Source organism: Pseudomonas sp. LPB0260, assembly GCF_013388395.1.
The window spans coordinates 4023199-4036858 of sequence record NZ_CP058247.1 but is presented as its reverse complement, the minus strand read 5'-3'; the positions used below and the strand labels follow the sequence as shown (position 1 = coordinate 4036858).

12 protein-coding genes and 2 pseudogenes are annotated in these 13660 nt (G+C 67.6%); 2 read left to right on the top strand and 12 right to left on the bottom strand.

What is annotated here, in order from left to right:
* Window positions 1-36: 36 nt before the first annotated feature.
* On the bottom strand, window positions 37-1104 hold the full coding sequence (locus tag LPB260_RS18070) for a 4-oxalomesaconate tautomerase (RefSeq protein WP_208707179.1): 1068 nt from the start codon (window positions 1102-1104) through the stop codon (window positions 37-39).
* A gap of 222 nt (window positions 1105-1326) precedes the next feature.
* On the opposite strand from LPB260_RS18070, the gene LPB260_RS18065 reads away from it, so the two are divergent.
* Window positions 1327-2244, top strand: a complete 918-nt coding sequence (locus tag LPB260_RS18065) for a LysR family transcriptional regulator (protein WP_208707178.1) — start codon at window positions 1327-1329, stop codon at window positions 2242-2244.
* A gap of 340 nt (window positions 2245-2584) precedes the next feature.
* On the opposite strand, the gene LPB260_RS18060 is transcribed toward LPB260_RS18065, so the two are convergent.
* The 6 genes from LPB260_RS18060 to LPB260_RS29455 all read right to left on the bottom strand — a co-directional run bounded on the left by LPB260_RS18060 (window position 2585) and on the right by LPB260_RS29455 (window position 6401).
* Window positions 2585-3514 carry an ion channel gene (locus tag LPB260_RS18060; protein WP_208707177.1) on the bottom strand — a complete coding sequence of 310 codons (930 nt, stop codon included), beginning with the start codon at window positions 3512-3514 and terminating at the stop codon, window positions 2585-2587.
* Between the two features lie 26 nt (window positions 3515-3540).
* A complete protein-coding gene (locus LPB260_RS18055; RefSeq protein ID WP_208707176.1) occupies window positions 3541-4101 on the bottom strand; it encodes an NADPH-dependent FMN reductase in 561 nt (186 codons plus the stop codon).
* 103 nt (window positions 4102-4204) lie between these two features.
* Window positions 4205-4636, bottom strand: a complete 432-nt coding sequence (locus LPB260_RS18050; protein WP_208707175.1) for a PaaI family thioesterase — start codon at window positions 4634-4636, stop codon at window positions 4205-4207.
* 19 nt (window positions 4637-4655) lie between these two features.
* On the bottom strand, window positions 4656-5543 hold the full coding sequence (locus LPB260_RS18045; protein ID WP_208707174.1) for an alpha/beta fold hydrolase: 888 nt from the start codon (window positions 5541-5543) through the stop codon (window positions 4656-4658).
* Window positions 5533-6132, bottom strand: coding sequence for a TetR/AcrR family transcriptional regulator (locus tag LPB260_RS18040; protein ID WP_218281499.1), 600 nt, complete (start codon window positions 6130-6132; stop codon window positions 5533-5535). Before LPB260_RS18040 ends, LPB260_RS18045 begins: the two co-directional genes overlap by 11 nt.
* Window positions 6133-6242: 110 nt before the next feature.
* Entirely contained in the window at window positions 6243-6401 is a 159-nt protein-coding gene (locus LPB260_RS29455; protein ID WP_208707173.1) for a hypothetical protein, read from the bottom strand.
* Between LPB260_RS29455 and LPB260_RS18030 the strand changes: the two are divergent.
* Window positions 6361-6639 (top strand): annotated as a pseudogene (locus tag LPB260_RS18030) (arginase family protein); the annotation flags it as partial. The gene LPB260_RS29455 and the pseudogene LPB260_RS18030 sit on opposite strands and share 41 nt — an antisense overlap.
* A 78-nt stretch (window positions 6640-6717) precedes the next feature.
* Here LPB260_RS18030 and LPB260_RS18025 read toward each other — a convergent pair.
* From LPB260_RS18025 to LPB260_RS18005, 5 genes and pseudogenes are all read right to left on the bottom strand, one after another.
* Complete coding sequence (locus tag LPB260_RS18025; RefSeq protein WP_208707172.1) at window positions 6718-8274, bottom strand: acyl CoA:acetate/3-ketoacid CoA transferase; 1557 nt, start codon at window positions 8272-8274, stop codon at window positions 6718-6720.
* Between the two features lie 326 nt (window positions 8275-8600).
* Entirely contained in the window at window positions 8601-10103 is a 1503-nt protein-coding gene (locus LPB260_RS18020; protein WP_208707171.1) for a sigma-54-dependent Fis family transcriptional regulator, read from the bottom strand.
* A gap of 91 nt (window positions 10104-10194) precedes the next feature.
* Window positions 10195-11564, bottom strand: a pseudogene (locus tag LPB260_RS18015) (TRAP transporter large permease subunit).
* 16 nt (window positions 11565-11580) lie between these two features.
* Window positions 11581-12195 carry a TRAP transporter small permease subunit gene (locus tag LPB260_RS18010; protein ID WP_256625451.1) on the bottom strand — a complete coding sequence of 205 codons (615 nt, stop codon included), beginning with the start codon at window positions 12193-12195 and terminating at the stop codon, window positions 11581-11583.
* A 78-nt stretch (window positions 12196-12273) separates the two neighbouring features.
* Complete coding sequence (locus tag LPB260_RS18005; protein ID WP_208707170.1) at window positions 12274-13359, bottom strand: TRAP transporter substrate-binding protein; 1086 nt, start codon at window positions 13357-13359, stop codon at window positions 12274-12276.
* Between the last annotated feature and the right edge of the window lie 301 nt (window positions 13360-13660).

Genomic DNA, 13660 nt, shown 5'->3' with positions numbered 1-13660 from the left:
GGACGGGCGTCAGGCAGCGCTCGCCCTTGGCTCGCGCTAGCGGCGCGCGTTGGGTACGTAGACGTCGCCGGTGAACAGGCGGCGGGCGGTGCGGATCAGCGAGGCGCGCATGGCCTCGGGCGAGTCGCCAGCGGCCGGCTCCAGGGAGACCTCGATCTGCCCGCCGGCGTGCTCCAGCCTGACCAGGCCGGCGCCGCTGACCGCTGCCAGGTCATGGGCGATGCTGCCCGGCAGCGCGCAGGCGCTGGCCAGGCCGATGGCGCCGGTGGCGGCCAAGGCGCGGTGGCAGTTGTGCGGCATGAAGTAGCGGGTATTGAGCGCCCCACCCCTGCGCGCCGGGGACAGCAGCACCGGCTTGGGGATGACCATCTGCGACACGTCGCCCAGGCCCATGGCGCGGCCGGCCTGCAGGCGGATGCTCTCCAGGCGCGCCAGCAGCTCGCGGTCGGCATCCAGTTCGGCAGGGCTTTCGTAACCGCTCTTGCCCAGCGCATCGGCGTGCATCATCACCATCGGCATGGCCATGTCGATGCAGGTCACCTCGACCCCGTCGAAGCAGTCGCGCACCTGTCCGGTGGGCAGTAGGCGGCCGGTCTTGGCCCCGGCGGCATCGAGAAAGGTCAGCTTGATCGGCGCCGCGCTGCCGGGCACGCCATCGATGCAGGTGTCGCCCTCATAGCGCACCCGGCCATTGGGGGTCATGACCTCCGAGTCGATCAGGGTGTTGGTGTTGACGTTGCGGATGCGCACCCGGGTGACCGGCGCCGCGGCATTGACCAGGCCGTGCTCGATGGCGAACGGGCCGATGGCGCAGAGCATGTTGCCGCAGTTCGGCGCCGTATCGACGCGCCGCTCGTTGACCATCACCTGCACGAACAGGTAGTCGACATCCGCGCCAGGGTGGCTGGAGGTGCTGACGATCGCGACCTTGCTGGTCTGTGCGCTACCGCCGCCGATGCCGTCGATCTCCAGCTCATGCCCCGAGCCCATGATCTTCAGCAACAGCTCATCGCGTTGCGCGGTATCGCTCGGCAGGTGGTTGGCGAGGAATACGGGGCCCCGGGAGGTGCCGCCGCGCATAAGAACGCAAGGAATGGCTTGCATGATGTCTCCGCTGCAATAAAGCTATCGTTTGTTGCGTGAAGCGAATATTGATCGGCGGATTTTGATTTGTATATTGCATATATCGTTGCGTTTATTGCGTTTTGAACATTAATGTTGAATGGGTTTCTCGCGAATCGCTGTGACCCCAGCAAACTCAAGGTTTGGCTCCGGTCGCTTGATGATTCTTTGGCAATAAAAGGCACTAATTAATAAAGGTGGTGCATGAATTACGAGCTGCAGGACCTGCGCGCCTTCGTGAAAATCGCCGAGCTGGGCAGCTTTCACGAAGCGGCCAATGCCATTCACCTGTCGCAGCCGGCGCTGACCCGGCGCATGCAGAAGCTGGAAGAGGGGCTGGGCACCCAGTTGCTCGACCGGACCACGCGGCGCGTCAGCCTGACCGCCGTGGGGCGCGACTTTCTGCCCAAGGCGCAGCGCCTGCTGGATGACTTCGAGCGTTCTATCCTGGGTATTCAGGAGCTGGCGGAGCGGCAGTCTGGGCAGGTGACGCTCGCCTGCATTCCCACCGCGGCCTTCTACTTCCTGCCGACGGTGATCCGCGAGTTCAACCGCCAGTATCCGAAGATCCGCATCCGCATCCTCGACCTCAGTGCCCACGAGGGGCTGGAGGCGGTGCTGCGCGGCGAGGCGGATTTCGGCATCAACATGCTCAGTGGCCAGAGCGCCGAGATCGACTTCACCCCGCTGGTGAACGAACCCTTCGTGCTGGCCTGCCGCCGCGACCACCCGCTGGCCAACCAGCCCCAGGTGGCCTGGCGCGAGCTCAGTGACTACCGGCTGATCGGCGTCGGCCGCCTGAGCGGCAACCGGGTGTTGCTGGACCACGGTCTGGCCAACCTGGACTGGCGCCCCAGCTGGTTCTACGAGGTGCAGCACCTGTCGACCTCGCTGGGCATGGTCGAGGCCGGCCTGGGCGTTGCGGCCCTGCCCAGCCTGGCCATGCCCGCCGAGGACCACCCGATCCTCGTCCAGCTGCCGCTGGTGGATCCGGTCATCAGCCGCACGCTGGGCCTGGTTCGGCGGCACGGTTCGTCGCTCTCGCCTGCAGCGGAGAAGTTCGTCGACACCCTGCTACGCCAATGGCCCGGCTACACCTCATTGGGTGATCGTCCGAAGTGAGCAGGTACGCCGGGGTACTCCGCTGTTTTCGCTCGTGCAGGGTGTGTACCCAGGAACGCGGTGACCCGGCGGCGAATGTAGGTTTTGGCTTACAGCGCGTGCTGCAGATTGCCACTACTGCCCCTTTCTGAGCGGGAGTAATCTGCAAGCCATGGACGTCGCGCAGGAAGCGCAAACCTACCTACAGGGACACGCAGGATTGCCACCAGGACGGTGTGCAGATCACGGATGTCAGGACTCAGTCTGCAAAGGCCCCGCTCAAGCGGGGTTTTCTTTTTTCTGCGTTCGCAAAAGCCAGTCTCAAGTGGCCGATCCGCGGCAGACCTCGGCGCTTCACGTGCTAGCGGGTCATCTTCTTCACGAACACCACCACGAACAGCGCCATGGTGAAGCTGCCGACGAAGGCCTCGAAGGCGGCGAGCGGGCGCGCCAGGCCGTGGGGGCTGATGTCGCCGTAGCCCAGGGTGGTGAAGGTGACCACGCTGAAGTACAGGCAGCCGAGCAGGTCCATGAGGTTGGCCAGCAGGCCATGGTCGAGATCCAGGCCGAGACGCTGGCCGCCCTGCTCGACCCCGACCAGGAAGTACAGCAGGCCGCAGAGGCCGATCAGCCCGAGGGAAAACAGCACCACGTTGAGCGGCTTCTCGCCGTAGCCGCTGAACAGGTCGACCAGCCAGGACAGCAGGCGCTGCCCGGAGTAGCGCGGCAGTTGCAGGCGGCGAACGACCATCTCGCGGTGAAAGAACAGCCCCGCCTGCTCGAACAGCCCGGCGCGCTCCAGGTGCAGGCGCAGGTTGCGGTAGGTCTCCTCGGCTTCCTGGAAGAGCTCCAGGGCGGCCGCGGTGTTGCCCCGGTGGTACAGCTCGCGGCCCTTGCGTTCCTGCAGCAGTTGCCGGTCCCAGATGACGTTGTCCAGGCGGGCGCCGTCCAGGCGCACGCCAAGCAGGTTGCAGTCGCGCAGGTCGGCGCAGTGCAGGTTGGCGTGGCGCAGGTCGGCCTTCATCAGGGAGCTGCCGCGCAGGTCGAGGGCGAACAGGTGGGCGTTCTGCAAATCGGCGCGGTACAGGTCGGCGTTGCTGAGGATGTAGCCGTGGTGGCCGCCGTGGTTGACCAAGTTGACGCCGCTGAGGCTCGCGCCCTTGAGCTGGAAGCCCGACATCGGCCGGCCGCTGCGGGCGCGCAGCTCCAGGGCGGCGCAGAGCTCGTCGAGCTGGCGCTTGTCCTGGTTGGCGTCCAGCCAGAAGCTTTCCTCGAACTGCGTCGCGGCCATGTGCCGGCGTTCCAGGGAGCCCGGGCTCAGGTCGCGCTGTGCCGCTGCACCCACTGTGCAAAGGCGTCGATGAACTTCTGCAGGAGCGCCTGGATGTCCGCGTCGAGCCGGTGGTCCTCGCCGAAGAAGCTGCCGGCGCCGCCGAGGTAGGCTTCCGGCACCAGCATCAGGCGCACGTCGAGCGACACCATGGCCTGACGCAGATGCTGGTTGGCGCCGAAGCCGCCCACCTTGCCCGGCGAGGCACTGAGCACCGCCCCCGGTTTGCCGCTGAAGCCGCACTGACCGCGCGGGCGCGAGGCGACGTCGATGGCATTCTTCATCGGCGCCGGTATCGAACGGTTGTATTCCGGGGTGACGAACAGCACGGCATCGGCCGCCTTGAGTTTGCTGCGGAAGGCGCTATAGGTCTGGGGCGGCTGGTCGCCGTCGATATCTTCGTTGTACAGCGGCAGGTCGCCGATTTCGACCAGCTCCAGCTGCAGCGTAGCCGGGGCCAGTTCGGCCAGCGCCAGGGCCAGCCTGCGATTGATCGAGGCCTTGCGCAGGCTGCCGACCAGCACGGCGACGCGATGAACCTTGCTCATGCGAACTCCCGGACCTGTGTCCAGAAAGGGCTGAGCTGGAAACTATAGTGCAGTGACCGCCCGGCTGCTCCGGACCGGTCCCGGGCTGAGTCCTCCCGGGCGCTTAGCGCAGGATCATGCAGGTGGCGGTGCCATAGGCGTAGAGCGTGCCAGCTTCGTCGCGGATGTTGCCTTCGGAGATCACCAGGCGCGAGCTGGCGTTGACCACCTTGCCTTCGGCACGCAGCGTGCGGTTGAAGGGGATGGCCTTGCACATCTTCACGTTCAGCTCGATGGTGCCATAGCTCACGCCGGCCGGCAGAACGGTATGGGTGGCGCAGGCGGTTACCGAATCGAGCACGGTGGCGGCGAAACCGCCGTGCACGCCGCCCATGGGATTGGCGTGGCGCTCGTCGGCGGTGACTGCGAAGACCACACGGTTGGCCTCGGCTGATTCCATGGTCATGGGCATGGTCTTGGCCATGTTGGGCATGGGAAGGTCGCCGGCGGCGAGGGCTTGCATGAGTTCCAGCCCGGTCATCTGTTGTGGGTTCATCGAGGGTCTCCTGGGCCGTTCAGGCGGCGCGGCGGGTGGATTGAAGTTGCGCGAACCAGTCGAGGGCTTCGTCCCACAGCGCGCTGGCGTGGCTGCGGAAGTAGCCCATGTGGCCGATGGCACCGAGGCCCTCGGCGTGCGAGTCGATGGTGCGGGCCTGATAGGGGGCGGCGCTGTAGGCGGCCATGAAGGCATCGCGTGACGCGGGTGGAGCCCACAGGTCGTCGAGGGTATTGGCGGCGACGATCGGCGTGCGCACGCTGGCAAAGCGTGCGGCCAGGTGGCGTTGTTCCGGGTCGTCGAAGAAATAGCGCGGGTAGTGGCACCAGCGCTTCCACTGCCGGTACACACCGAGCGGCAGGTCTTCTCCCATGCCCAGCTTGCTCCAGGCCAGGTAGCCCTTGCTGCGCACGATCAGCGGGCCGATCAGGTTCCACATCAGCTGCACCCGCAGCCGTTCCAGTGGCGGCATCCAGCCGTGCCAGCCGGCGCCGGTGCCGAAGGTGTAGAAGCCGCTGACCCGCTCGTGCCCGGGCAGCAGGCCGAAGGCGTGGCCGCCGTAGGAATGGCCGACCATGAAGGTGGGCAGGTCGTCGCCGTGCAGCTGGTCGAGGGCGGCGGCCAGGTCGTGGTTGGCCCAGTCGAGGTAGTCCATGGTGAAGCCGCGCAGCTGCGTCGGCTTGGACTGGCCGATGCCGCGGTAGTCGACGCTGAGGGTGGTGTAGCCGCGCCGTGCGGCGTGCTCGGCGAAGCGCCGATAGAAACCCTGGGGTACGCCGGTGGCGCCGCCGATCAGCAGGCGGGCGCGGGGTGTCGGGGCGTGGTACAGCACCGCGCGTAATGGGTAGCCGTCGCGAGCCTTGAGGGCCAACTCTTCACGGTCGATGGTCGGGGCGTCACTGGTCATTCTGGGCCTCCCGTGGGTAGTGCCGGATCAGCTGGAAAAGCGCCTGACTGGCGCGTTGTAGCGGCTCGCAGCTGCCGGCCACCCGGGCCTGCAGCAGACCGCCTTCGTAGAGCGAGACAAACAGGTCGGCGAAACCCTCGGCGCTGTCGCCGGCGTAACCGACGCCCTGCAGCTGCGCGCTGAGGGCCTGGCGCAGGCGGGCAAAGCAGTCGGCCAGGGCGGCGCGGATCTCGACGTCTTCCGGGCCGCTTTCCAGGGCCACGGTGGCCAGCGGGCAGCCGCGCTCGAAACGGCTGCCTTCCAGCAGCTGCAAGGTGTTGTCCAGCCAGCGCTGCATGGCCTGCAGGGGGTCCGGGTGCTCGCGGAACAGCTGGACGAAGAAACCGTCGATACGCCGGCCGATGTGCTCGATGGCCGCCACCGCCAGCTCGGTCTTGCCGCCGGGGAAGTGGTGGTAGAGGCTGCCCTTGGGGGCCTGCGCCTGGGTCAGGAGTTCATTCAGGCCGGCGCCATGCAGCCCCTTGCGTTGCAGGGTGTCGGCCATGGCCACGATCAGTCGGTCGCGAGTGGAGCGGGTTGTCGTATTCATGGGGGTATATTTAGACCGGTCGGTTTAATTTGCGAAAGCGATGGATGTGCCGAATGGGCGGCTGAATCGGTCGCGGGTGGTGGATGGCGGGCGCGGCGTGCCGCTGTGTCTCAGGCGAAGGCGGCCAGCAGGTCGGTCTCGAACGCCTGTTGCGCTTCGCTCGGTTGGCGGCCGCGGTGGCTGGCCAGGTGGAACTGCACGGTAAAGCCGTAGCGCTCCGGCAGCTGCGCCAGGGTCGGCGACCACCCGGTGTACCTGACCTTCGACATCGACTGTCTGGACCCGGCCTTCGCCCCGGGCACCGGCACCCCGGTGTGCGGCGGCCTGTCCAGCCACCAGGCCCTGGAAATCCTGCGGGGGCTGCGCGGGATCAACCTGGTCGGCATGGATGTGGTGGAGGTGGCGCCGCCCTACGACAACGCCGAGGTGACCGCCCTGGCGGGTGCCACCCTGGCGATGGAGATGATTTGCCTGTATGCGGCGCGGCACAAGCTGGCCGGGCGCTGAACGCCGCCAGGGCCTGTCCGGGGCGGTAAAAAAGGCGGGCCCGCAGGCCCGCCATTCACGCCAACCGATGCCTGTCGTCTACGGGGTCAAGCTCTGCCGCAGGCCAATGGGCGTCGGCTGGAACAGGCGCGCGTCCATCAGCCTGGGCTCGCGGACGATGGGGCGAAAATCCATGCGCGCGAGGATGTCGCGCTGCAGGTCCACGCCGGGGGCGATCTCGATCAGTTCCAGCCCCTCCACCGTCAGGGCGAACACGCAGCGCTCGGTGACGTACAGCACCGGCTGGCCACGTTCGGCAGCCAGGCGGCCGGCGAAGGTGCGGTGTTCCACCTCGGCGACGAACTTGCGCAGCTCGCCGTCCTGGACGATGCGCAGCAGGCCGTCCTCGATGCGGATGTCCTGCTGGCCGGCGCTGAAGGTGCCGACGAACACCACCTGCTTGGCGTTCTGGCTGATGTTGATGAAGCCGCCGGCCCCGGACAGGCGTGAGCCGAAGCGCGAGACGTTGAGGTTGCCGGCGGCGTCCGCCTGGGCCAGGCCGAGGAAGGCCAGGTCGAGGCCGCCGCCGTCGTAGAAGTCGAACTGGTAGGGCTGGTCGATCAGCGCGCTGTGGTTGCTCGCCGCGCCGAAGTCCAGGCCCGAGGCCGGCACCCCGCCGATCACCCCGGGTTCGGCGGTGAGGGTCAGCAGGTCGATCACCCCTTCCTCGGCGGCCACCGCGGCGACCCCCTCGGGCATGCCGATGCCGAGGTTGACCACGGCGCCGGCGCGCAATTCCAGGGCGGCGCGGCGGGCGATCAGCTTGCGCACCTCCAGTGGCATGGGGGCCAGGCTGTCCACCGGCACCCGGGTCTCGGCGGCGAAGGCCGGATTGTAGGCGGTGGCGAAGGTCTGCTGGTGGTGCTCGGGGGCGGCGACCACCACGCAGTCGACCAGGATGCCGGGGACCTTCACCTCGCGTGCCTTCAGGGAGCCGCGCTCGACGATGCGCTCGACCTGGGCGATCACCAGGCCGCCGGAGTTGTGCGCGGCCATGGCGATGGCCAGGCTCTCGATGGTCAGCGCCTCGCGCTCGAAGCTGAGATTACCGTCGGCGTCTGCGCTGGTGGCGCGGATCACCCCGACCTGGATCGGGAAGGTCGGGTAGAACAGGTAGTCCTGGCCGTCGATCGGCATGCGCCGCACCAGTTCGGTGGTGGTGCGGGCGTTGAGCTTGCCGCCGCCGAACTCGGGGTCGACGAAGGTACCCAGGCCGACCCGGGACAGCTGGCCCGGCTTGCCCGCGGCGATGTCGCGGAACAGCTGGGAGATCACCCCCTGGGGCAGGTTGTAGGCCTCGATGCGGTTGTCCACCGCCAGCTTCTGCAGGCCCGGCACCAGGCCCCAGTGGCCGCCGATCACCCGCCGCACCAGCCCCTCGTGGGCCAGGTGGTTGAGGCCGCGGCCCTTGCCGTCGCCTTGCCCAGCGGCATACACCAGGGTCAGGTCGCGGGGCGCCTGCTCGGCGAGGAAACGTTGCTCCAGGGCGATGGCGATGGCCTCGGCGAAGCCGATGCCGACGAAGCCGCCGGTGGCCAGGTTGGCGTTGTCCGGGATACGCGCCACGGCGGCGGCGGCAGTCATGATCTTGCTCATGGCAGGTACTCGTCTGCGAGGTGGGGCGGCTTAAAGCGCCCGGTGACCGCCAGCGATAGCGGCGGCGGCCAGCCTTCCTCTTGTTTTTGTTCTGGTCCCTGCGCGGCGCACGGGACGCGGCGAAACAGGCCTGCGGGTTGCAGAGCGAAAGCCGTGCCAGAACGGCGCAGAGGCGTGCACGTGTCGTCGCAGGCGGCTGGGCCGGGCGCGGCACTCGCCGGCCGCGTAGCAGCGGGCGGTGCAGGCTGTCTGAAATGTTGGACATGTGCAGGCGTGTGGCCCGCGTGGCGCCAGGTTGTCCAGGGTGCTGGACGTTGCGCGCTGGCTCAGCGCTGGGACAGGCCGTGCTGTTGCAGTTTGCTGTAGAGGCTGGCGCGGGAGATGCCGAGTTCGACGGCGGCGCGCCGGCGATTGCCGGCGCAGGCCTCCAGGGCCCGCAGCAGCGCCTCGCGCTCGGCGTTGGCGATGCTCTGTGCCAGCGGCGGTACGCGCAAGTCTGCCGGGGCGGCGGCAGTGTCCGCCGGGCTGGTGGCGGCGGGTGTTGCCGGCGCCGCTATCGGTGCCGCGGGCGGGGCAGTCGGCGTACCCAGCAGCGGGACAATCTGCGCGGCCTCCAGCAACGAGGTATCGGCTGCCAGTTGCGCCCGCTCCAGCAGGTTGCGCAATTCCCGCACGTTGCCGCGCCAGGGTTGCGCTCTGAGCAGGGCCAGGGCCTGCGGGCTCAGCTCCATGGGCGGTTGGCCGGAGCGGTTGGCGATGTCGTCGAGCAGGTATTCGACCAGCGCCGGGATGTCCTCGCGGCGCTCGCGCAGCGGCGGCACATGCAGGGCCAGCACGTTGAGGCGGTAGTAGAGGTCATCGCGAAACTGGCCGGCGGCGACCTTGGCTTCCAGGTCGATATGGGTGGCGGCGACCACCCGCACGTTGAGCGGCTTGACCTGGTTGGAGCCGAGCGGTTCGACCTCCTGCTCCTGCAGCACGCGCAGCAGCTTGGCCTGCAGGGGCAGGGGCAGGTCGCCGATCTCGTCGAGGAACAGGGTGCCGCCGTTGGCCGCCTCGAACTTGCCGATGCGCGCCTTGCGGTCGGCGCCGGTGAAGGCGCCGGGGGCAGTGCCGAACAGCTCGGCCTCGACCAGGGACTCGGGAATCGCCGCGACGTTGACCGCGACGAAGGGGCCGTTGGCCCGTGGCGAGAGGTTGTGGATGCCCTGGGCCAGCAGCTCCTTGCCGGTGCCGGTCTCGCCGCGCAGCAGCACCGTGGCGTCCAGCTGCGCGGCGCGGCGGGCCTGGCGCTTGACCTCGCTGGCGGCGGCGCTGCTGCCGATGAAGCCGGCGATGGTGTAGCGGGCGCGGCGCGCCTTGGCCAACTCGTTTTGGGTGGCGAGTAGCTGGTTCTGCAGGCTGTTGTACTTGGCCATCAAGGGCTTGAGGTGGCGGGCGCGGTCGAACAGCACGAAGCCGAGGGCGCCGACCAGGGTGCCATCCTCGTCGCGCAGCGGGATGCGGGTGACCACGAAGTGCTCGCTGCCGAAGGCCATCAGGTCGAGCACGCTCGGCTGGCCGCTCTCCACCACCTCGCGCAGCCGGCTGGCTGGCAGCACCTGCTCGATGTCCTTGCCGAGTACGCTGCGCGGGTCGCCGACGCCGAGTTTCTCGGCGTACTTGTCGTTGATCCAGACGATGCGTGCCTGGCGATTGACCGCGATGGTGCCTTCGCACTGGGCGTTGAGGTGATCGAACAGCAGCGGCATGGCCACCGCGCGAAAGCGCTCCGGGGAGACGCCGACAATCAGCCCGTGTTCATCGAGATCGCCGTGGGATATGGCCATGGCAGCAGGGTGTCCGCAAAAGGGTGGGGCCGATTATGGAAGCCGGCGCGCCGCCGAGGCAAGGCGCGCCGTAGGCGCAGCGGCCTGGGCCTCAAGGCCCGCCGTACACCTCGTTGGGCAGCCAGGTGGCCAGCGGCTGGAACCAGAACACCAGCGCCAGGGCGAGCAGCTGCAGGGCGATGTAGGGCATGACGCCCAGGTAGATATCGCGGGTGGTGATGCCCGGCGGGCACACGCCCTTGATGTAGAACAGGGCGAAGCCCACCGGGGGGTGAGGAACGAGGTCTGCAGGCACAGGGCGAACATGATGGCGAACCACAGCGGGTCCACGCCCATAGCGAACAGCACCGGCGCCACCAGCGGCAGGATGATCAGGGTTATCTCCACCCAGTCGAGGAAGAAGCCCAGCAGGAAGGTGATGAACAGCACCGTCAGCAGCACCCCGGTCTGGCCGAAGGGCAGGCCGGTCAGTGCCGCGCGCACCACGTCGTCGCCGCCCAGGCCGCGCAGCACCGCGGCGAACACCGTGGCGCCGATGAAGATGCCGAAGATGAAGGCGGTGGTGCGGCTGGTCTGGTACAGCGCTTCCTTGAGTACTTCCAAATCCAGGCGGCGGCTGACCAGGGCCATCAGCAGCGCGCCGGCGGCGCCCACGGCCGAGGCCTCGGTGGTGGTGGCGATGCCGAAGAAGATCGAGCCGAGCACCGCGAGGATCAGGGCCAGCGGCGGCACCACGGCCCAGAACACGTCGAGCAGGGCGCGCATGTCCAGCGGCTGGCGGTCCTTCGGTGCCGGGGCGAAGTCCTTCTTCAGCCAGGCGGCGACGACGATATACAGGATGTACAGCGCGCCGAGCATCATCCCGGGAATCAGTGCGCCCATGAACAGCTTGCCGACCGAGGCCTCCGGGGTGCCGAGGCGGTCGGCCATCAGCACCAGCATGATGCTCGGCGGTACGAGGATGCCCAGGGTGCCCACGGAGCAGGCGGTGCCGACGGCCAGCGACTTGTTGTAGTTGGCCTGCAGCATCGGCCCCAGCGACAGCATGCCGAGCAGCACCACCGAGGCGCCGACGATACCGGTCGAGGCGGCCAGCAGCACGCCGACGATCACCACGGTGATGGCGTAGCCGCCGCGCAGCGGCCCCAGCACCCGCACCAGGCTGTGCATCAGGCGCTCGGCGATGCCGGAGCGGTCGAGCATGATGCCCATGAAGATGAACAGCGGCAGCGCCACCATCAGCTCGTTGGCGACGATGCCGTAGATGCGCGCATCCAGCACGCCGATGGTGCCGCTCCAGGTGAACCAGAGATCGGCATCGAAATATTCGACCAGCACATGGCCGGTGACGGCGAACAGCAGGCCGATGCCGGCCAGGGACCAGGCCACCGGGAAGCCGAGCAGCAGCAGGCCCATGAAGCTGGCGAACATGGCGATAACAAGAATTTCTTCCAGACCCATTACTTCAGCCTCGTGATCAGGGGTTCGGATGGCCGCCGTTGCGGTCATCGGCAGGCGTTTGAATGGCCCGGGGGAATTGGAACAGCAGGGTGCTGCAGCGCGAGGCGCGCGAGACCAGGGCGATGGCCACGAGGATCAGGCCCAGGGGCAGCACGCTTTTGAAGATGAAGCGATAGGGCAGGCCGCTGGGCGCCTGGGAGTGCTCCTGGTAGATGAACGCGGTGTAGGCGTAGGGCACCAGGGTGTGGATCATCAGGTAGACCACCGGTAGCGCCAGCAGGGCGATGCCCAGCAGCTCGATGCGGGCCTGGGTGCGCAGGGAGAGCTTCTCCCGCAGCACATCGACGCGCACGTGATCGTCGCGCACCACGGCGTAGCCCAGCGAGAGCATCATCGCAGCGCCGAACAGGTGCCAGGACAGTTCTTCCAGGCCGATCGAGCCGCGCGCCATGACGAAGCGGCTGAAGACGTTGCTGAGCACCACCAGCAGCACCAGTAGCCACAACCAGGCGGTGGCGCGGCCGATGGCGGCGACCAGGCGATCCAGGCGCCAGGACAGGCGGTTGTTCGGCAGGGCGTCCTGCTTGGCGGGGGCGCCAGGCAGGTTGGGAGAAGCGGAGGACTGAGTCACGGAAACCTCGGGCTCGGCAAGCAAAGGAAATCGACGGGCGCCGGCATGGCCGGGCCCGTCGAGGTTCGGGCTGAGTGATCAGTCCTGCTTGTAGTAGTCCCGCGGCAGGTAGCCCATGCGGTGCCAGGTGGCGTGGTGCTTCATGAACTCACGCTGGCTGGTCAGCACACGCTTGAACATGGCGTCCTGGCCGGCGATCTCGTCCAGCACCTCATTGGTCACCCGTTGCAGCTCACGCAGCACCGGCTCGGGCAGCACCTGGGCCTTCACCCCTTCCTGCTCGTATTCGGCCAGGGCGGTAGGCTGTGCCCACTCGCTCTCGGCGAAGCCCTTGAGGGTGGCCGACTCGCAGCCCATCTCGATCAGCGCGCGGCTTTGCGGCTTGAGCTTGTTCCAGACATCCCGGTTGACCAGCAGGTGCGAGGTGGTCAGGGTCTGGTGCCAGCCCGGCATGATGTAGTTCTTGATGATCTGGTCGAGGCCCAGCATCTTGTCGATCGCCGGCTGGGAGAACTCGGTGGCGTCGATGGTCTTGCGTTCCAGCGCCTGGTAGATCTCGCCGCCGGGGATCATGGTGACCGAGGCGCCGAGCTTCTCCAGCACCTTGCCGCCGATGCCGGCGAAGCGGATGCGCAGGCCGTCGAAGTCCTTCAGGTCGGTGATCGGCTTGGCGAACCAGCCGGCGCCCTCGGGACCGATGATGCTGCACAGCATGGGGTGGATGTTGTGCTCGGCGTAGATCTCCTCGAGCAGCTTCTTGCCATCGCCCTGGTAGTACCAGGCCAGGTAGGCCGGCGGCTCCAGGTTGAAGGGGGCACCGGAGTAGAGCGGCAGGGCGGGAATGGTGCCCTGGTCATAGCCGACCCAGGTGAAGCCCGCCGGGTACTTGCCGCTGCTCACGGCATTCATGATCTCGAACGGCGGGACCAGCTCGCCGGGCTCGTAGTAGCGCAGTTGCATGTCGCCGCCGGAGATCGTCTTCAGCGATTCGGTCAGGTGCTTGACCGGCGAGACGAGGCCGACCAGGTGCGAGGGGAATGCCAGTGGCACCTGCCAGCGGACCTTCTCCGTGGCCGCCGCCGGCGTGGCGAGCAGGCTGGCCGACAGCAGCGCGGCGGCGCCGATGCCACAGGTGAGGCGAGAGAGCTGTTGCTTGATCGACATACGGATTTCCTTCTTGTTGTTGTGCCTGCCGGTGAGCAGGTGCCCTGGCGCCGTCCTGTCGGACAGTCGGCGAAACTGGCCAGATAACGAACATAGCTCAGCCGAGTGCGAAGGGGCAGCGCCAGTATTGTGTTTGAGGTTGTTCTGGCGTCTAGCGCATCCATCCAAGCAGATTCTGTGCCTGAGCCCCTGGCGTCAGGTTAATCCGCGCCTGTCTAGGCCTGTGGACGAACACCCTCGCAGGGATTGTCCAGATGACCAGACATCTTTGGCAGGGGAATGACGGCTCGGTCCAGGGTAT